Origin of the sequence: Nocardia sp. NBC_01499 (assembly GCF_045040275.1) — a bacterium.
Taxonomy (GTDB): Bacteria; Actinomycetota; Actinomycetes; order Mycobacteriales; family Mycobacteriaceae; genus Nocardia.
The window spans coordinates 6,670,871-6,689,381 of sequence record NZ_CP109426.1 but is presented as its reverse complement, the minus strand read 5'-3'; the positions used below and the strand labels follow the sequence as shown (position 1 = coordinate 6,689,381).

The following is an 18,511-nucleotide window of genomic DNA, read 5'->3' as shown; positions in this document are numbered from 1 at the left end:
CACAGCGGATATTCGCGTGAGCGATAGAAACCACGGCCACTACAGTAGACACACCATGAGCGAGCGAAGCGAGCGAACCATTAACACAGCCGCCCATGCGGTCATGCCGGAGCCGAGCGTCAGCGAGGTGCAGGCATGAGCGCAGCTGACCGCCCCGCCTTCTACATCACTACGGCCATTGCCTACCCGAACGGTGCGCCGCACATCGGCCATGCCTACGAGTACATCTCGGCCGACGCCATCGCCCGCTTCAAGCGGCTCGACGGGTTCGACGTGTTCTTCATGACCGGCACCGACGAGCACGGTCAGAAGATGCAGCAGACGGCCGCGGCCGAGGGTGTCCCGGTGGAGGAGCTCGCGAGTCGAAACTCCGATGTGTTCGAGGCGCTGGACAGGACCTTGGACATCTCCTACGACCGGTTCATCCGGACCACCGACGAGGATCACCTGGCGGCAAGCACCGCGCTGTGGGAGCGGATGCTCGCCAACGGCGACATCTACCTCGGCAACTACTCCGGCTGGTACTCGGTGCGTGACGAGGCCTTCTACACCGAGGAAGAGACCTCGCTGCTCGATGACGGCACGCGGATCTCCACCGAGTCGAAGACGCCGGTCACCTGGACCGAGGAGTCGAACTTCTTCTTCAAGCTCTCGGCGTACCAGGACAAGCTGCTCGCGCTCTACGAGGAGCATCCCGAATTCATCGCGCCCGCAACGCGGCGCAACGAGATCGTCAGCTACGTCAAGGCCGGGCTGAAGGATCTGTCCATCTCGCGCACCACCTTCGACTGGGGTGTGCCGGTGCCCGGCCATCCCGATCACGTGATGTACGTGTGGATGGACGCGCTCACCAACTACATCACCGGCGTCGGCTACCCGGACACGGAATCGGCTGCGTTCCAGAAGTTCTGGCCCGCCGACGTGCACATCGTCGGCAAGGACATCACCAGGTTCCACACGGTGTACTGGCCCGCGTTCCTGCTTTCGGCGGGCGTCGAGGTGCCGAAACGCGTTTTCGTGCACGGGTTCCTGTACAACAAGGGCGAGAAGATGTCCAAGTCGGTCGGCAATGTGGTCGACCCGCTGGAGCTGGTCGATACCTATGGCGTCGACGCGGTGCGCTTTTTCCTGCTGCGCGAGATCTCCTATGGGCAGGACGGCAGCTACAGCCACGACGCGATCGTCGGCCGGATCAACTCGGATCTGGCCAACGAGTTCGGCAATCTCGTGCAGCGCAGCACCAAGCTGGTCGCGCGCGACTGCGGTGGCGTGGTGCCGACGCCGGGCGAGTTCACCGATGCCGACCGTACGCTGCTCGATCTCACCAACGGGCTGCTCGACCGCTGCCGCGCCGAATACGACGCTCAGCAAATGCATCTCGCGCTGGAGGCGATCTGGCTGACGCTCGGCGAGACGAACAGGTACTTCTCCGCGCAGGCGCCGTGGGCGCTGGCCAAGTCCGGGACACCGGAGGATCTGGCGCGCGAGGCGACGGTGCTGTACGTGACGCTCGAGGTGCTGCGGATCGTCGCGATCCTGGTGCAGCCGGTGGTGCCGGGCTCGGCGAGCAAGATCCTCGATCAGCTGGGTCAGCAGGATCGCACGTTCGCCGATATCGCGACGCCGATCGTGCCCGGCGTGGTGTTGCCAGCACCGGAACCGGTGTACCCCAAGTACATCGAGCCGAAGGACTGATACGCACGCGGCCGTCTCGGCCGCGGCCCGAAACGGCCCTCGTTGCCCACCGGCGCGTAACCCATTGTGCGCACAGTCGCATAATGCTGGGTTACGAACGTTCGCCGAACAGGGAGGGCACCCATGCGCCGAAAGCAGGCGCCAGACTCGACACCCGTGCCGCAGAACAGTTTCGCCGACCGGCATCGGGCGGCACGGGACGCCGTCCTGGTCTCCCAACGCGGTCGACTCATCGAGGCGATGGTCGAATGCGTCTACCGCAACGGGTATTCCGGCACGACGCTCACCGATATCGTTGCCCGAGCACGGGTCTCGCGCAGCACGTTCTATGAGCACTTCGCGAACAAGGAGGATTGCTTCGTCGAGGCGGTGCACACCGGCGTCGACATGGTGGCCGCCCGGATCACCGAGGAGCTGGCCCAGCTCGCGCCGGATGCCGATGCGCACGCCAGAATCGAGTCGATCGTCGGCACGTTTTGCGAAACCGTCGCGGCGGAACCTGATTTCGCCAGACTCGTGCTGGTCGAATCGTTCATGGTGAATCAGACCGCGGTCAACTATCGCGACCTTGCCGTCGACCGCTTCGCCGAGCTGTACCGCCTCTTCTATCACCAAGCGCGCCAGGCGGATCCGGCGCTACCCGAGGTTTCGGACGAGCTGATCGCACTACTCCCGGACGCGATCGGCGAGCGAACCCGCCGGGTCATCGTGTCCGACGGCCCCTCGCGTGTCCCCGAGCTGGCTCCATTGTTCGTGCATTTCGTCAGCACAACACTCGGCTTGTCCGCCTGAAACCGATTCCCCTGCTTCGGCATTCAGGGGCGAATGGTCTGGCCCTGCGAATACCCTTGCACGGCGGCCACATACAACTTCGCGACGTCGGCGACCGGCGTGCCACCGGACTCGTCCATGCCGAGCTTTGCCAGCGTCTCACTGATCCAGCCTGGGCTGATCACATTGATGCGCAGATCATTCGGCAGTTCGGCGGACGCATTCCGGACGAACCCCTCCAGGCCCGAGTTGATGAGCGCCCCGAGCGAGCCACCGGCCAGTGGCGCGACGAAGGTCCCGCTTGTCAACGTGATCGAACCACCAACGCGCAGATGGCGAATCGCCCGCTGCGCCAAGGCAACCTGGCCGAGCAGCTTGCCCTGGATACCGGCGGCGATCTCATCGTCGTCAGCCGCTACCAGATCGACGAGCGGTCCGCTTGCCGCGCAACACACCACCGCGTCGAGATCGGTCACCTCCGTGAACAGCGCGTCCACCGACGATACGTCCTCGAGATCGACCCGCACCGGCCCGCGCCGCCCCGCCCGCACCACCTCATGCGAACCGGCCAACACCTCGGCAACCGCACCACCGAGCATCCCACTGGCCCCAACCACAAGTACCTTCACCCATCGATCATCGCAGGCGTCCTCGACGAGTGGCACAGGGTTGTGGCGTTGGCCGCGAAGGGTTCTCGATGGTGTGCCACTCGTCGGTACTCGGTTACTTCCAGCGCGCGAGGAGGCGTTCGATCTCGGCGGTGAGGGCGCGCTGCAGGTAGGGGCCGAAGCTGATGCGGGCCACGCCCTGGTCGGCGAGCACCGCCTTGTCGGACTTGTCGGGCAGGCCGACCATGCTGATGGGCAGCGGCAGTTCGCCGGTCAGGCGGCGCACGTCGGCGTCGGCCTGCGCGCCTGCGGGGAAGAGCACATCGGCACCCGCGGCGGCGGCCAGTCGCAGGCGCTCGATGGCGCGGTCGACCCGGTCGGCCTCGTCGCCGTCCTGGCGCAGGAACATGTCGGTCCTGGCGTTGACCACCACGTGCACCCCGGCCGCGTCGGCGAACTGGCGCAGGCCGTGCACGAGGTCGGCGTGCTCCTGCGGCGCGCGCAGGCGCTTGCCCTCGCTGTGCACGGTGTCCTCGATGTTCAGCCCGACGGCGCCCGCCTCGAGCAGGCCCTCGATCAGCTGGGCGGGTTCGAGGCCGTAGCCCGACTCGATATCGACCGATACCGGCACCTCGACGGCCTCGGTGATCTGCCGGACCCTGGTGAGCGACTCGGCGAAGGTCATGCCTTCGCCATCGGCGCGGCCGATCGAGTCGGCGACGGGATGACTGCCGACGGTGAGCGCCGCGAACCCGGCGTCCACCGCGACCTTCGCCGACCATGCGTCCCACACGGTGGGCAGCACGGCGGGATCACCAGGACGGTGCAGTGCGAGGAATGCCTTGGCCTTGCTTTCCAGAGAGGTCATAGGACGATCATGCCGCGTCGGCGAGACGCGCGCATCGGTCAGCCCTGCGGCGTCAGGCGGGTGACGGTGCCCGCGAAGCTGGTGACTACGCGAGGCGGTGCGCCGATGCGCGAACTAGCAACTCTCCGTTGCGATTTGGTCAGTCCTCGCCATCACGGCGGGCGACGAGCACCGCGTCGTAGAGCTCGTTGCGGGAGACACCGTTCTCGCCCGCGATTTGCGCGCAGGCGTCCTTGAGGCGGGTGCCGTCGGCGGTCAACGCCTCGACTTCCTCGACCAGGTCGGCGGGGTCGGCCGATTTCGGTTGCGCGCCTTCGAGCACGACGGTGATCTCGCCGCGGGCGCCGTCCACGGCCCAGGCGGCGACCTCGGCGAGGGTGCCGCGGATGACCTCCTCGTAGGTCTTGGTCAGTTCGCGGCACACGGCGGCGCGCCGATCGGGGCCGAGCACCTCGACCGCATCGGCCAAACAGTCGGCGAGACGGTGCGGCGCCTCGAAGAAGACACAGGCGCGCGACTCGGTAGCCAAGGTGCGCAACCATTCTCGGCGCTGACCGCCCTTGCGCGGCGCGAAGCCGTCGAAGCAGAACCGTTCTACCGGCAGGGCCGACAGCGCGAGCGCGGTGGTGACGGCCGACGGTCCAGGCAGGCAGGTCACCGGCAGATCCCGCTCCGCACAGGCCGCGACCAACCGGTAGCCGGGGTCGCTGACCGACGGCATGCCCGCGTCGGTCACCAGCAGCACGGTGCGTCCCGCCTCGATATCGGCGAGCAGCGCCGGAATCCGCGCGATCTCCACGTGGTCGTAGAAGCTGACCACCCGCCCGGTGATCTCCACTCCCAGCGACTTGGCGAGCGACTTGGTGCGCCGCGTGTCTTCGGCCGCGACGATGTCGGCCGACCCGAGCGCGTCGCGCAGCCGCTGCGACGCGTCACCGATGTCGCCCATCGGCGTCGCCGCGAGCACCAGCCTGCCCGGCCCTGTCGCCTCGTCCGCCACCGCACTCCCGTCTCGACCCGCCCGGCACCCACCGGGACCTCCGCAGCCTATCGACTCGCCCATCCCGCACTCGCAGCCCGACTCGGCGTTGGCTATCGGATTCACCCGGTGTCGGGCTCACCGCTGCGGGACCTTGCGGCGCGCACAGCATACGATCGGAGCGTGACACAGGTGACCGACCAGCGCGCGACCGCTCCGTTCGGGGCCGTGCCCTCCTGGTCGAGCCCCGCGCCGCGGCGGCCATCGCCCGATTTCGGGCCGACCGATACCGTGCGCGGTTGGGTGGTCACCGCGTTCCTCACCGCGATCGCCGCGGTGACGCGGTTCACCATGCTCAACTATCCGACCGACGCAGGCACCCCGGTGTTCGATGAGAAGCATTACGCGCCGCAAGCCTGGCAGATGCTCAACGGCGGTGGGGTGGAGGACAACCCCGGCTACGGGCTCGTTGTGCATCCGCCGGTCGCCAAGCAGCTCATCGCGATCGGCGAGGCGATGTTCGGCTACAACGGCTGGGGCTGGCGCTTCGCCTCCGCGATGGCCGGAACCGTGCTGATACTGCTGGTGATCCGGATCGTGCGAAGAATGGCGCGGTCCACCCTGATCGGCGCGATCGCTGGCATCCTGCTGATCGCCGACGGCACCACCTTCGTCTCGTCGCGCATCGGCATGCTCGACATCTTCCTGGCGTTCTTCGCCACCGCGGCCTTCGGCTGTCTGATCGTCGACCGCGACGAGGTGCGGGCCAGGATGGCGAAGGCCGACGCCGAGGGGCGGATCGACGAGACACCGTGGGGTCCTCGGCTCGGGGTGCGCTGGTGGCGCTTCGGCGCCGGGATCATGCTCGGATTGGCCTGCGGGACAAAATGGTCCGGCGTCTACTTCATCGTCGCGTTCGGCCTGATGAGCGTCTTGTTCGATGTGGCGGCGCGGCGGGCGTACGGGGTGCGCAATCCATGGTTCGGCGCCGGGATCCGCGATGTCGGGCCCGCGCTGTACGCGCTGGTGCTGATCCCGCTCGGGGTGTATCTGGGCACGTACTGGGCCTGGTTCGCCAGCGAAACCGGTATCGACCGGTACATGGTCGGCAACCCGTCCGCCCCGACGAAGCCGATCGGCACCGGCGGACTGTTCAGCTGGGTGCCCGACGCGTTGCGCTCACTATGGTATTTCAGCGCGAGAGCATTGGAATTCCATGAAGGCCTGACCAATTCGGCGGGCAATCACCACCCGTGGGAATCCAAGCCGTGGACCTGGCCGATGGGCCTGCGGCCGATGCTCTACTACTACGCCGACAACGGCGTCAGCGGCTGCGGGCAGACCCAGTGCGTCAAGGCCGTCATGCTGATCGGCACCCCCGCGATCTGGTGGCTGGCTCTCCCGGTGATCGGCTGGATGTTGTGGCGCAGCGTTGTTCGCCGCGACTGGCGCTACGCCGCGGTACTCGTCGGCTACGGCGCTGCGCTACTGCCCTGGTTCCTGACCCTGGACCGGCAGATGTACTACTTCTACGCCGTCGCCCTCGCGCCATTCCTGGTGATGGGCATGGCCCTGGTCCTCGGCGACATCCTCGGCCCGTCGCGGCGAATACCGGTGCCGCGCAGTCCCGCCGGAACCTATCTCCCGGTCTCCCCCGACGAACGCCACGCCCTCGGCCTGCTCGCCGTCTGCCTCTACCTCGGCCTGGTGATCGCCAACTTCATCTGGCTCTGGCCGATCCTCACCGCACTCCCCATCACGCCCGGCAACTGGCACGACCACCTCTGGCTGCCCAGCTGGCGCTAACCCTCCAGCGCCGCTTTGACGTAGCGCAACGCGGCCGCATCGTCGAGTCCAAGGCGGCGGACGGTGGCGACGTAGGCGGTGGCGGCGCGGCCGGCGACATCGCGGGTCGGGTCGCCGGAGGAGGCGATGAAAGAGCCCTGTCTGCCTCGGGTTTCGACGACGCCGTCGGCTTCCAGTTCGCGGTAGGCGCGGGCGACCGTGTTGGGGGCGAGGCCCAGTTGCGCGGCCAGCGCCCGTACCGTGGGGATCTTCGTGCCCGCGGTCAGCTCGCCGGAGCGCACCTTGGCGATGATGCCCATACGTAACTGCTCGTAGGGCGGGACGGTCGACTCATGCGACACGGTGACGTTGAACATGATCGGATCACAACTCATCCCGGGAGAGTGGACAGGACAGGCAGCGGGGTCCGCCTCTACCGGAACCCAGTTCGGAGCCGGGAATGCGCAGCACCTCGATGCCCGCGTCTTCCAGGCGTGCGTTGGTCATCTCGTTGCGCTCGTAGGCGGCGACCACGCCGGGCGCCAGCGCGAGGGTGTTGTTGCCGTCGTCCCACTGTTCGCGTTCGGCGGTGACGCCGTCGAGCCCGGTGTCGATCACCCGGAGCTTGTCGATGCCCATCGCCTTGGCCGCCGCGACCAGGAACGGATCGGGGCCGCTCATCGCAACCCGGCCGTCACCGTTGCGCACACTGTAGCCGTCCTCGCGCTGAATAGTGAACGCGCACAACGAGTCACGCACCGCCGGATACATCACCAGCGCGTCGCTGTCGACCATCGTGCAGACGGTGTCCAGATGCATCGTCGCCCGGTTCTGCGCGATCGGCACGACAAGCACCGTATGCGCGAGGTCGTCGTCGAACAGGCTGCGCGCCAACGCTTCCGCGCCCGCGGGCGAGGTGCGTTCGCCGACCCCAACCGCGACAACGCCGGGCGCGAGCAGCAGCACGTCGCCGCCCTCGATGGGCGCGGTGTGCGATTCGTAGGCGCGGCGCACCCCAAGGAAGCGGGGATGGAAGGCATAGATCAGATCGGTGAGCGAGGTTTCCCTGATCCGGGCGGGCAGCGCCAGCGAGGTGATCGCGACACGCGGACCGATCCAGAACGAGGAATCCCTGGTGAACAGCAGATTGGGCAGCGGATCGATGACGAAATCGCCGCCGTGGTGCATCCGTCGTACCAGCGAGGTCGCGTCCGGCCCGAACGGCAGCTCGTCGAAGGTCATCCCGGCCATCAGGATGTTGGCCAGATCCCTGGCCCGGACGCCGCGCAGGAAGGCGGCAAGCTGGTCGGCCAGCGCGTGCCCGAGCCTGCGCGCGTCGACGGCGGCGGAGATGCCCTGGATGCGGGCGGCACCGCTGACGGCGAGGGTCTCGGCGAGCAGGTCGGCGAGCAGCAGCACCTCGACGCCGCGCTCGCGCAGCACGCCGGTGAACGCGTCGTGCTCCTGTTGGGCCCGCTCCACCCACGGAATGCCGTCGAAAAGCAGCTGGTCGTTATTGCGCGGGGTGAGCCTGCGCAGCTCGTCGCCTGGCCGATGCAGCAGCACCATACGCAGCGTGCCGACCTCCGAGGTCACCGTCAACCGCGTGCCCGAACTGTCGGGGTCAAGCCCGTCCGCGTCCGAGTCCTCTCCGTGCCGCGCGGGCTCAGCGTCTGCTCCCATGCTCAGACCGTAGTTCGCCGCGGCCACAAGAGCACGTAATTCGGGTCTTCGATGCCGTCTTGCCGTGTGTGAAGTCGCTCGCTATCGGATTATCGGTCCGACGCGGCCGTTGCGTTCGATTCCTCCCACAGGCGTGCCTAACCTCAAGTATTGTTTAGGGGAATGGAGGAGCGTGCATGTCGACAGCCGATTGGCGAGCGAAGGAGCTGACCCCCGGGCAGCTTTCCGAGCGTAGCGGAGTAGCAGTTTCCGCGTTGCACTTCTACGAACGCGAAGGACTCATCAGCAGCCGTCGTACCAGCGGTAATCAACGCAGATATGCGCGAGAGACATTACGGCGGGTCGCCTTCATCCGTATCTCACAGCGGGTCGGCATCCCGCTCAGCGAAATTCGCGACGCCCTCGATCAATTGCCGGAAGGTCGCAACCCGACCCGCCGCGACTGGGAAACCCTGTCAACCACATGGCGCGCGGACCTCGACGACCGGATCACCCAACTGATTCGGTTGCGCGACAACCTCACCGGCTGCATCGGCTGCGGCTGCCTGTCGCTCGGCAGCTGCAAGCTGGTCAACGAGCACGACCGGCTCGGCACCGAGGGACCCGGCGCGCGCGTGCTCGACGTGCAGCTCAACTGTTCTGCGCGGCCAGCAACCGGCTGAAGCGGGCACTGGCGCGACGCATCACGATCTCGTAGGGCAGCGCGAACTTGCGCGCCCACCAGTAGCCGAATCGGATGTCGAAGGACGTGTAGACCAGGAACCGGTTGCGCGTGACGCCGCGCAGGATCGACGCGGCCACATGTTCCGGCGACACGGCGTGCTTGGTGAACGACTTGGTGAGCCGCTGGATCCTCGGCGACTCCCGGTCGACGCCGACCAGCTCGACGCTGTGCACCAGCGGCGTGTCCACCGCGCCGGGCACCACCAGGTGCACGGTGATGTCGTGCTGGTCGAGGTCGAACCGCAACACCTCGGAGACGCCGCGGATGCCGTACTTGCTCGCGCTGTAGGCCGCGTGCCATGGCAGTGCGAGCAGCCCGGCCGCCGAGGAGACGTTGACCAGCGAGCCGCCCTTGCCCGCCCGCACCATCGGCGGCACGAAGTTCTCGATCACGTGGATCGGGCCCATCAGGTTGACGTCGACCATGCGCCGCCAGTGCTTGTGCTCCAGGTTCTCCACGGTGCCCCAGGCCGAGGTGCCCGCGACGTTCATCACGATGTCGAGGCTGCTGTGCTCGGCGTGCACCTTCTCGGCGAAGGCGGTGACGGCGTCGTAGTCGGTGATATCGAACGCCTGCGCCATGAGCACGACACCGCCGTCGCGCCGGATATCGGCCACCGTCTCGTCCAGCCCGGTTGCGTTGATATCGGTGAGCACCAGTTCGGCGCCCGCCGCGGCGGCTGCCAGCGCGGTGGCCCGGCCTATACCGCTGGCGGCACCCGTGATCAGCACCTTCGCGTCCCGCACGGTCCTACGGCCCGGTCGCCCATTACCTCGCACTGCGCATCCCCATCTCGAATTTCTCGAATCGGCTCACCGCAGGGTACTTGGGTGAGCCTCATCGGCCCAGTACGGCGAGCATTCCGGCTACCGCCCGTGGCCAGGTGTATTGCTCGGCACGGCTACGCGCGGCCTTCCTGCGCCCTACCGTCGGCAGCGCGAGCACATCGGTGACCGCCTGCGCGAACGCGGAGCCGCGGTCATCGGCGACCGCACCGCACTCCGCGGTCACGATATCCTTCAGCGCCGACGACCGGCTCGCCACCACCGGCGTGCCGGCCGCCAGCGCCTCCAGCGCAGCGAGGCCGAAGGTCTCGTGCGGGCCCGGGGCAAGCGAAACATCTGCGGTAGCAAGGAGTTTCGCGACCATCGCGCGTTCGGAGATGAATCCGGTGAAGTGCACGGCCGCCAGCCCGTGGCTGAGCGCGGGTAACGCGCGGGCCCTGCGCTCCAGCGCCTCGCGCCGCGGCCCGTCACCGGCGACGACCAACCGGACCTCGGTACCGGCCTCGCGCAATGCCGCGACCGCCTCGATGCTGCGCTCCACCCGTTTCTCCACCGACAACCTGCCGCAATGCACGAGCAGCGGATGTCCTGGCGCGCCGAGATCGGCGCGCAGCCGGTCATCCTGTCGGCGCGGACTGAACAACTCCAGATCCACCCCGAGTGGCACCAGTTCGACGTTCGGCGCGTCGATCCGCAGGAACTCCTCGCGGGCGAATTCGGTAGTGCAGACCACGATGTCGTAGTCGGCGGCGGTGCGGCCATTGGCCACATCGGCGCAGCGCCGCGCGGCCTGGCGCGGCATGAACTGACCGAGCAGCCGGTCGAGCCGTTCGTGCGAGATCATCACCCCGGCCACGTCGCGCCGCCTGGCCCAGCGGCCGAATCCGCGCAGGGTGAGCCGGTCCGACACCTCGAGCACGTCGGGGCGCAGCCCGGTGAGCACGTCGGCCACCCGCCGCGGATCGGCCGCGCGGTAACCACCGGTCCACGGAATAGCCAAGGCGGGCAAGGTTATTCGCACCACACCGGTCGGCAGTATCTCTTCGGATCTGCGCGCGCCCGGCACGATGAGCACCACCTCGTGCCCGGCGGAGACGTAACCCTCGCCGAGATGATGCAGGGCAGTGCGCAACCCACCCGAACGCGGGCCGTAGAAGTTCGCAAGCTGAACTATGCGCACCTCGCCGATGGTGCAGCCAGTCGGGTTATCTTCGGGACCGATGCGCCCAACTCGGCATGAACAGCCGTGAAAGACCCGGCGAACCGGCTTACGAGCCGCTTTCCGGCCCGCGACCGCGCTCGGCGTTATATCCCCGCGGTACCGCGACTCGCGCGGGGCAGATCGAGATCCAACGGGATGCGCCCCACCGCGAGATGCGCTTCCACCTCGTCGGCGGGCATCGGCCTGGCGATCAAAAAGCCTTGTGCCCGATAGCAACCGAGCCCGACCAGGGTGCGCGCGGCCACCGCGGTCTCGACGCCCTCGCCGACCACGCCGAGGCCGAACGAACCGGCAAGTCCGATAATGGATTTCACGATCGCGAGATCGTCGGTGCTCGCGCCGAGGCGCTGCACGAAGCCGCGGTCGATCTTCACCGCGTCCACCGGAAGCGCCTTCAGATGCGACAGCGAGCTGTAGCCGGTGCCGAAATCGTCGATCGCGATCTGCACGCCCATCCGCTTGAGCCCGCGCAACGTGACCTGGGTGCGCGCCAGATCCTGCACAACGACATGCTCGGTGATCTCCAGGCAGATCGAGCTGCCGTCGATGCCGAACAGCCGCAGGATGTCCTCGATCCGCTCCACGAAGTCGAGGCTGACCAGCTGTACCGGCGAAACATTGATCCGCATCACGACATTCGCGGCCAGCCCGCGCCTGCGCCACTCGGCGAACTGCGCGCAGGCCGACCTGATCACCCAGCGGCCGAGCTCACCGGCCAGGTTGGTCGCCTCGGCCACGGTGACGAACGCCGCGGGCGGCAGCAGGCCCCTGGTCGGATGCAGCCAGCGGACGAGCGCCTCCAGCGCGACGATCCGGCCGGTCCGCAGGTCGACCTCGGGCTGATAGTGCAGCAGCAGCGAGCCGTCGGACACCGCGCCGCGCAGGTTGAGTTCCACATCGTCTTGCAGTTCGAACTGGGCCCGCATCGCGTCGGTGAACACGGCGACGCCGTTGCCACCGCCCGATTTGGCCGAGAGCAGCGCGTGGTCGGCCCGGCGCAGCACATCGGCGACGGTCGTCTCGCCTGGAATGCCGACGGCGACGCCGATGCTGGCCGCGCGGCTCACCGATTCGCCGCCGACGGTGACCCGGCGCCCGATGAGCTGCTGGATCCGGGTGCCCTCCTCCTCGGCCGCGACCGCGTCCATCGGCTTGGCTGGCACGATGACGAACTCGTCGCCGCCGAGGCGCGCGATCATGTCGTCCGGGTCGAGGTGCTCGCGCAGGCGCGAGGACAGGGTGCGGATGAAGTTGTCGCCCGCGGTGTGTCCGAGGAAGTCGTTGAGCGCCTTGAGCCGATCCAGGTCGAGGAAGAACGCCGCGACCGGACCGGGGCTGCCCGGCTTCAGCCGCTCCTCCATGTGCTCGAGCAGCGCGCGGCGGTTGGCCAGCCCGGTGAGGTCGTCGTGCAACGCGATGTAGCGCAGCCGTTCCTCGGCGACGACGCGCGCCTGCAGCTGGGCGAACAGCGCGGCGATCGCCTTGAGCACATTGAGTTCGCGGGTGCTCCACTCGCGATCACCGGTCTTGATGAAGCCGAGCACGCCGGTCGACTCGCCGCGCGAGAGCAGCGGCACCGCGGCGGTGGTGACGACGGGGATGCCGGAGGCCCGGCGCATCGTCTCCTGGTAGTCGGCGAACTCCGGTGTCGGGCGGGCGATCATCGGCTCGGTGGCGTTCTCGAACGCGCGGAACACCGGATCGGCGCCCTCGAAGTAGACGATCTCGAGCGGATCCGGATCGGGCACCTGCGGGCGGTGCGGCCACTCGGCGATCAGCAGCGACGCCCGGCGCTCGCGATCGGTGTGGCGCACATAGCTGAAGTCGACGTCGAAGTATTCGACCAGCTGGGCCAGCACCCGCTCGGTCGCCTCGGCCATGGTCGTTGCGTCGACACCCATCAGCTCGGAGGCGACCTGGGTCACCAATGAGTCGAGCGTCCGCCGAGGCACCTTGTCTCCGATCACGCTATCCATGGGTGTCCACGCCAGGCATCGGCCGCCGTCGGCTCCGGGGCCGCCGGCTACGACCTCGGGCAGCGGCCGAATCGCTCAGGCATAGCACCAACGCCATGGTCTCATGCTCAGGTACTGAGAGCAGGTCCGAGAAACGAAGCGACGCCAGTGTATCCACGAGATCCGGGAAAATCGTGGCCGGTGCGCTGGGGAGTCGCGCTTTTCGGTCGCTGTCGTCACCCATCGTCACCCCACCATTCCGGGGTCGGTATCCAATGCACGGCGCCCGTGCCGTTCGACTCGAATCGACGAGCCGTGCAATTCATCGGCAATTGTCCGACGTGACCGATTATCCCACCAGATCGGATCGGTCGAGCAGTGATCTTCCGAATCGGGGCCAGGCGGGAAATGACCTGCTACCGTCCCACCGAAGCCGCCAGCAACCCGGATCGGCGCGGCGGTGCTCGCCTCGACAGCCATACTGTTCCTACTCCGTTGCTCCGCATCCTTACGCGGTCGTCGAACCGGGGCCGACATCTCCACCCGAATCCTGCTTTCCGGATGAGTTTGCCTAGGGCAGTATCCGTCATCCGGCAAGAATTGACCAGATGTCTGGTTAATCTTCCGAAAACTGGATGGACCCTCGTAAATTCCCCCTGGTCAGAACCCGCCTTTTGGTTGAACAAGATACCAGAGTGACCGGTCGGTTCTAGTGCAGCTAACTGACAGCAAGCTAGACCAGGATGGAGATGAACAGTTCGACCGAGTCCGGCCCCTGCCAGATCTCGATCTCTTCCCGATAGGCGCGGGTGATCTCGGCCGACGCTGTCGCGTCGTCGACCTGGGCCCACACGTCCTCGACCGGATCGTGGTAGTCCCCGTTCGGCGCGAAGCGGGCATAGACGCCCTTCGGCACGCGCACCAGGACATCGCCGATCGGCACCGACTCCGGCTCGCGGTACTCGAAGCAGACCACCGCGTTGTAGTTGCCCGCCGGGTCCGGCACGTACACGGTGAACATCGGACGGTCGGCGCCCTTGCGGTCGCGCAGCCGGTCCTTGAGGAACTCGATCAGGTCACTGTTGCTGACCTTGAAACTCGGGCGCACCCTCGGCACAACGAGCCCGCCGTAAATCGCCTCGGCGCGCACTGCGATCGCATAGCTCATCGGGCGTCGACCGCCAGGTAGAGCTCGATCTTGTAGGCATGCGGATAACACTCGAAGTCGCCGGTGTAGGTCCGCTTGATCTGGTTGTGTTCCTCGGCGTACGCGATCTGGGTCCAGAGGTCGGTCATCACCTGCGGGAAGTTACCGACCGAGGAGAACCGCGCATAGGTGCCGCGCGGCAGCCTGGCCACCAGATGGCCGCGGGTGACGTCACCGAAGGACGCGCACTCGTAGCCGACGATCTGGGTGTTGTAGGTGCCGAGCTCACCGGTGTAGTCGGTGTAGGCACTGGCGAGCGGGCCACCGAGCTCCTGGTGCAGCACGGTCGCCCAGGCTGCCTCCAGGTCGTGATCACGCAGCTCTCCGAGCGCACGTTTAGGGCTGCGCACCGGCAACCCGGCAACCCACGTTTCGTCCCGCTCGACGATTTCAAACTGCATGGAAAGACTCTTTCGAGATGGCAACGCCCGGCGAGGGCAGCGAGCTTCGGGCGAAGCCCGCGTCCGGTCGGTCAGAAAGGCCATGCTATCAACACAGACCGAGTGGTCACGATCACATGTCCTCCTTGTTACCCACACTCACAACCGTCCCGAACTGGACAAATGACCTGTGGCAGCCGAACAGCTACACCACCGGCGACACCGAACGGAGTCCTGATGAACGACAGCCCGATCCGCGACGAAGGGGACCGCAGCCCGGCCAACGACCATCTCAGCGGCGTCCCGGCGCCGCACCGAGGATGAATCCCGTGTGCCACACCATCGCCGAGCTGGACGCCGCGGTCGCCGACTGCTTCGCCTGCCCGCGACTCGTCGCGTGGCGCGAGCGGGTGGCGCGCGAGAAGCGTGCCGCGTTCCGGGACGAAACCTATTGGGGTCGACCGGTTCCCGGGTACGGGCCGGATGATGCGCGGCTGCTCGTCGTCGGGCTTGCACCGGCCGCGCACGGCGGCAACAGAACCGGCCGCATGTTCACCGGCGACCGCAGCGGCGATGTGCTCTACGCGGCCATGCACGCGGTCGGCCTCGCCAGCCAGCCGACGGCGACGCATCGCGACGACGGCTTGCGCCTGTACGGCGTGCGCGTGACCTCGCCGGTGCATTGCGCGCCGCCGGACAACAAGCCGACACCCGACGAGCGCGACCGCTGCAGGCACTGGCTTGCCACCGAATTCGCCTTGCTCGCACCGACTGTCCGCGCCGTCGTGGTGCTCGGCGGGTTCGGCTGGCAGGCGCTGCTGCCCGTGCTGGCCGACGCGGGCTGGATCATTCCGCGCCCGCGACCGAAGTTCGGGCACGGTGTGCATGTCGAACTCGCCCCCGCCGACACCGGCCGCGCACCGCTGCATCTGTTCGGCTGCTATCACGTGAGCCAGCAGAACACCTTCACCGGCAGACTCACCCCCGCGATGGTCGAGACGGTGCTGAGCACGGCGGCGCAGGCGGCCGGGCTCGATGCCACCGCGCCGACGACGAGCTGATTCCATTGTCAGAGAAAGGCTTTCCGATAGGACTGCGGCGTGACACCGGTGGTCTTGCGGAAGGCCTTGCGCAGCGCAGCCACCGACGCGAAACCCGCCTGATCGGCGATGTGCTCCATGGTGGCGTCGGTCTGCTCGAGCAACTCCTGAGACTTGCGCACCCGCACCATTTGCAGCCACTCGTTGGGTGTCATCCGCACCTGCTCGTTGAACCGCCGGATGAGCGTGCGCTGACTGACCCCGGCGCGCTCGGCGAGGTCGGATACCGTAATCCCCGCGCCGACAGCGGTTTCCGCCCACTCCAGGGTGGGGTTGATGGAGTTGTGGTCGGCCTCCGAGCGCGGGCGGTCCGCGATGAACTGGGCCTGGCCGCCGCTGCGCGTCAACGGCATCACCGAGAGCCGCGCCGTTTCCGCGGCGACGGCAGAGCCGTAGTCGCGGCGCACCATGTGCAGGCACAGGTCCAGGCCCGCGGCGGCGCCCGCTGAGGTGAGCACACTTTCGTTGTCCACGAACAGAACTGCCGGATCCACCCGGACCGACGGATAGTCGGCGGCCAGTTCGGCGGCGGCCATCCAGTGCGTGGTGACCCGCATGCCGTCGAGCAACCCGACCGACGCGAGGGTGAACGCGCCGAGACAGATCGAGGCCACCCGTGCGCCGCGCTCGTGCGCGCGACGCAGGGCGACCCGCAAGCGATAGGACGGTGCCGAACGGTAGGCGGACGAGCCGGGCACGATGATCGTGTCCGCCTCATCAAGGAACTCGATGCCCTGGACCGACGAGATCGCGAAAAACCGCGAGGAGACATCGGAATTCTCGCCACAGACACGAACGTCGTAGCCCGCCGTGCCATCGCCGAGCCGGGCCCGACCGAAGATTTCGATCGGGACCGACAGGTCGAACGGAATGACGTCGTCGACCGCAAGGACCGCCACTGACCTCATAGGCCTACCGTAGACCTCCCCTCCGACCGATTTCCGCGCTCGTTTCCGGGATACCGCGCTGACCAGCCGTTTCGATAACGACCAGCCCGGCACGGATCAGCCGCTTGAGCGCGCGCCCCTGCAGCACCGACAGCGTCGAGGACAGCTCGGACCACGGCACCGGCCCGCCGGCGAGCGCGTCCCAGAGCCCTTGGCCGCCATCGCGTTCCAGGCAGCGCACCTCGATATCGGGGTCGGCGGTGGAGTAGAAGCGGTGGCACGGCACCGCTTCGGCGAGCGGTTCGGGCGCCGAGCCGGCATTGGCGATCGGGTCACGCCAATAGCGGCCGAGCCCGTCGCGCACCTCCTTCGGCACCGCGAACGGCGGCGACATGCCCTTGAAGCCGGGCATATCCGCGCCGAGCCCGGCCCGGATCCGCGTCTGCGGCGCGAGCGAAATCCGGTCCGCCGCACCGAGTTCCACCGCATCGGCGGCGGTGAGCGCGGTGAGGTAGGGCCCCTCGGTCGCCAGATCGCGCGGGTCGCGCGTGCCGTTGGTCATCACATTGAGCAGGTCGGGCACCAGCGCCGTGTTGAGCAGCGCCTGGAAGGTGCCTTCGGTGGCGTTATCCAGTGCGGTGCCACGCTTTTGGCCCTGCCAGTACATGCTGTCCGGGTGCGTGCGCGAGATCTCGTGGTACCACTGGTCGATGCCGAGCGCCCAGGTCTCGGCCATGCCCCGCCATTCGACGTCGTAGTCGCGCCACAGATCCCGCTTGGTCTGCTCGTCGACGCCGGTGTCGAAACTCTTGCGCAGCACCAGCGCCGCCGCCCACGCCTGGGTCACCGCGAACGACATCCCGGACGAGAACAGCGGATCGACGAAGTACGACGCGTCGCCGACCGCGAGCCAGCGCTCGGCATAGGAGCCGAAGCAGTCGCTGATCCGCGAATAGTTCGTCGCCGTCAGCATTTCCGGGCGGATCGGCTCGGCGTCGACGATCAGATCGCGCAGCACCGGGATCGAGTGGATCGTCTTGCGGAAGACCTCCGCGTCGCGCAGATCCACCCGGGTCAGCGAGTCCGGGTTGGTCACGATGCCGATGGACCAGACCTGCTCACGCACCCCGTCGATCAGCCGCGGCGTCGGGATGTACCAGACCCAGCCGTGCTCGAAGGCGACGGCATAGATGGGCGACAAGTTGTTCTCCCGGAACATATTCCACTCCCCCGCGGCCTGCTGCGCTGGCACGCAGTTGCGGAAGTGCGACCAGACGGCGATGTTGCGGTATTCCGAGAGCCATTGCTTGTCGCGCCGGGAGCCGCGGGCGGCAACCTGATTCGCCCGTCCCGACGCGTCGACGAAGTACCCTGCCTTGATCTCGGTGCCGTCCTCGAGCACGACGGTCGTATGCCCGTCACCCGGCAGGAACTGAGTGATCTGGACGCCCTGGAAAACCTGCGCCCCACTGTCTTCCGCGTGCTCGAGCAGCACCGTGTCGAATTCGGCGCGGTTGACGTGGATCGACCAGCGGTACACGCCGTCGACCAGATAGTCGGCGTGCTCGAAGAACGACACGAACGGACGATCGTTGTCCCACTGGTAGATTCCGCCGTACTTCTGGATCCAGCAGTCGCTGGCGAGCACCTTCTCCAGCGCTCCGCTGGCCTGTAGGACCGGCACCAGCGGATGAGCGCCGGATTCGCCGATGTGTTCGCGCGGGAACTCCTCTCGATCGAAAACCGCGACCCGCAAGTCGGTTTCGCGGCACAGCATGGCGGCGAGCGTCGACCCGGCGGGACCGCCGCCCATGATCACTACGTCGTACTCGGTGGCAATGTCGGTGACTGGTGTTGGCATG

17 protein-coding genes are annotated in these 18,511 nt (G+C 67.4%); 5 read left to right on the top strand and 12 right to left on the bottom strand.

From position 1 onward, the window contains the following. Positions 1 to 135 precede the first annotated feature (135 nt). Both metG and OG203_RS30575 read left to right on the top strand, forming a co-directional pair. Entirely contained in the window at positions 136 to 1,695 is a 1,560-nt protein-coding gene (gene metG / locus OG203_RS30580) for a methionine--tRNA ligase (RefSeq protein WP_405160696.1), read from the top strand. Positions 1,696 to 1,818: 123 nt separating this feature from the next. Next, positions 1,819 to 2,487: a TetR/AcrR family transcriptional regulator gene (locus OG203_RS30575; protein WP_405160695.1), complete on the top strand. Its 669-nt coding sequence runs from the start codon at positions 1,819 to 1,821 to the stop codon at positions 2,485 to 2,487. Positions 2,488 to 2,510: 23 nt separating this feature from the next. Here the strand turns inward: OG203_RS30575 and OG203_RS30570 are convergent, their stop codons facing one another. The 3 genes from OG203_RS30570 to rsmI form a co-directional block, all read right to left on the bottom strand. Beyond that, on the bottom strand, positions 2,511 to 3,095 hold the full coding sequence (locus OG203_RS30570; RefSeq protein WP_405160694.1) for a short chain dehydrogenase: 585 nt from the start codon (positions 3,093 to 3,095) through the stop codon (positions 2,511 to 2,513). Positions 3,096 to 3,189: 94 nt separating this feature from the next. Continuing rightward, positions 3,190 to 3,942 carry an isocitrate lyase/phosphoenolpyruvate mutase family protein gene (locus OG203_RS30565; RefSeq protein ID WP_405160693.1) on the bottom strand — a complete coding sequence of 251 codons (753 nt, stop codon included), beginning with the start codon at positions 3,940 to 3,942 and terminating at the stop codon, positions 3,190 to 3,192. A gap of 139 nt (positions 3,943 to 4,081) precedes the next feature. Beyond that, positions 4,082 to 4,942: a 16S rRNA (cytidine(1402)-2'-O)-methyltransferase gene (gene rsmI / locus OG203_RS30560; protein WP_405160692.1), complete on the bottom strand. Its 861-nt coding sequence runs from the start codon at positions 4,940 to 4,942 to the stop codon at positions 4,082 to 4,084. A gap of 162 nt (positions 4,943 to 5,104) precedes the next feature. Between rsmI and OG203_RS30555 the strand changes: the two genes are divergently transcribed. Then, a complete protein-coding gene (locus OG203_RS30555) occupies positions 5,105 to 6,727 on the top strand; it encodes a dolichyl-phosphate-mannose--protein mannosyltransferase (RefSeq protein ID WP_405160691.1) in 1,623 nt (540 codons plus the stop codon). Here OG203_RS30555 and OG203_RS30550 read toward each other — a convergent pair. Then, entirely contained in the window at positions 6,724 to 7,083 is a 360-nt protein-coding gene (locus OG203_RS30550; protein WP_405168057.1) for a GntR family transcriptional regulator, read from the bottom strand. The two genes, OG203_RS30555 and OG203_RS30550, sit on opposite strands and share 4 nt — an antisense overlap. A 7-nt stretch (positions 7,084 to 7,090) precedes the next feature. Beyond that, positions 7,091 to 8,275 (bottom strand): arginine deiminase, encoded by a 1,185-nt coding sequence (locus OG203_RS30545; RefSeq protein ID WP_405168056.1) that lies wholly within the window; start codon positions 8,273 to 8,275, stop codon positions 7,091 to 7,093. Between the two features lie 290 nt (positions 8,276 to 8,565). Between OG203_RS30545 and soxR the strand changes: the two genes are divergently transcribed. Further along, entirely contained in the window at positions 8,566 to 9,051 is a 486-nt protein-coding gene (gene soxR / locus OG203_RS30540; protein ID WP_150402090.1) for a redox-sensitive transcriptional activator SoxR, read from the top strand. Here soxR and OG203_RS30535 read toward each other — a convergent pair. The 5 genes from OG203_RS30535 to OG203_RS30515 form a co-directional block, all read right to left on the bottom strand. Next, positions 9,020 to 9,859 (bottom strand): SDR family oxidoreductase, encoded by an 840-nt coding sequence (locus OG203_RS30535; RefSeq protein WP_405160690.1) that lies wholly within the window; start codon positions 9,857 to 9,859, stop codon positions 9,020 to 9,022. The genes soxR and OG203_RS30535 overlap by 32 nt on opposite strands. A 91-nt stretch (positions 9,860 to 9,950) precedes the next feature. After that, positions 9,951 to 11,078, bottom strand: a complete 1,128-nt coding sequence (locus tag OG203_RS30530) for a glycosyltransferase (protein WP_405160689.1) — start codon at positions 11,076 to 11,078, stop codon at positions 9,951 to 9,953. Between the two features lie 125 nt (positions 11,079 to 11,203). Further along, positions 11,204 to 13,096: a putative bifunctional diguanylate cyclase/phosphodiesterase gene (locus OG203_RS30525; RefSeq protein WP_405160688.1), complete on the bottom strand. Its 1,893-nt coding sequence runs from the start codon at positions 13,094 to 13,096 to the stop codon at positions 11,204 to 11,206. 712 nt (positions 13,097 to 13,808) lie between these two features. Continuing rightward, positions 13,809 to 14,243 (bottom strand): effector binding domain-containing protein, encoded by a 435-nt coding sequence (locus OG203_RS30520; protein ID WP_405160687.1) that lies wholly within the window; start codon positions 14,241 to 14,243, stop codon positions 13,809 to 13,811. Further along, on the bottom strand, positions 14,240 to 14,683 hold the full coding sequence (locus OG203_RS30515) for a GyrI-like domain-containing protein (protein ID WP_040738955.1): 444 nt from the start codon (positions 14,681 to 14,683) through the stop codon (positions 14,240 to 14,242). The genes OG203_RS30520 and OG203_RS30515 overlap by 4 nt, the downstream gene beginning before the upstream one ends. 299 nt (positions 14,684 to 14,982) lie before the next feature. Here OG203_RS30515 and OG203_RS30510 point away from each other — a divergent pair, with 299 nt between their 5' ends. Next, entirely contained in the window at positions 14,983 to 15,723 is a 741-nt protein-coding gene (locus OG203_RS30510; RefSeq protein WP_405160686.1) for a uracil-DNA glycosylase, read from the top strand. An 8-nt stretch (positions 15,724 to 15,731) separates the two neighbouring features. Here OG203_RS30510 and OG203_RS30505 read toward each other — a convergent pair whose 3' ends face one another. Next, entirely contained in the window at positions 15,732 to 16,670 is a 939-nt protein-coding gene (locus OG203_RS30505; RefSeq protein ID WP_405160685.1) for a GlxA family transcriptional regulator, read from the bottom strand. Between the two features lie 4 nt (positions 16,671 to 16,674). Beyond that, a complete protein-coding gene (locus OG203_RS30500; RefSeq protein WP_405160684.1) occupies positions 16,675 to 18,510 on the bottom strand; it encodes an NAD(P)/FAD-dependent oxidoreductase in 1,836 nt (611 codons plus the stop codon). Position 18,511 lies beyond the last annotated feature (1 nt).

Bases quoted from the DNA above. Each gene is read 5' to 3' on its own strand.
- OG203_RS30565 (WP_405160693.1), bottom strand. From the start codon at position 3,942: ATGACCTCTCTGGAAAGCAAGGCCAAGGCATTCCTCGCACTGCACCGT.
- OG203_RS30505 (WP_405160685.1), bottom strand. From the start codon at position 16,670: ATGAGGTCAGTGGCGGTCCTTGCGGTCGACGACGTCATTCCGTTCGAC.
- OG203_RS30500 (WP_405160684.1), bottom strand. From the start codon at position 18,510: ATGCCAACACCAGTCACCGACATTGCCACCGAGTACGACGTAGTGATC.
- OG203_RS30575 (WP_405160695.1), top strand. From the start codon at position 1,819: ATGCGCCGAAAGCAGGCGCCAGACTCGACACCCGTGCCGCAGAACAGT.
- OG203_RS30550 (WP_405168057.1), bottom strand. From the start codon at position 7,083: ATGTTCAACGTCACCGTGTCGCATGAGTCGACCGTCCCGCCCTACGAG.
- OG203_RS30520 (WP_405160687.1), bottom strand. From the start codon at position 14,243: ATGAGCTATGCGATCGCAGTGCGCGCCGAGGCGATTTACGGCGGGCTC.
- OG203_RS30515 (WP_040738955.1), bottom strand. From the start codon at position 14,683: ATGCAGTTTGAAATCGTCGAGCGGGACGAAACGTGGGTTGCCGGGTTG.
- OG203_RS30510 (WP_405160686.1), top strand. From the start codon at position 14,983: ATGAATCCCGTGTGCCACACCATCGCCGAGCTGGACGCCGCGGTCGCC.
- soxR (WP_150402090.1), top strand. From the start codon at position 8,566: ATGTCGACAGCCGATTGGCGAGCGAAGGAGCTGACCCCCGGGCAGCTT.
- OG203_RS30525 (WP_405160688.1), bottom strand. From the start codon at position 13,096: ATGGATAGCGTGATCGGAGACAAGGTGCCTCGGCGGACGCTCGACTCA.
- metG (WP_405160696.1), top strand. From the start codon at position 136: ATGAGCGCAGCTGACCGCCCCGCCTTCTACATCACTACGGCCATTGCC.
- OG203_RS30545 (WP_405168056.1), bottom strand. From the start codon at position 8,275: ATGGTGCTGCTGCATCGGCCAGGCGACGAGCTGCGCAGGCTCACCCCG.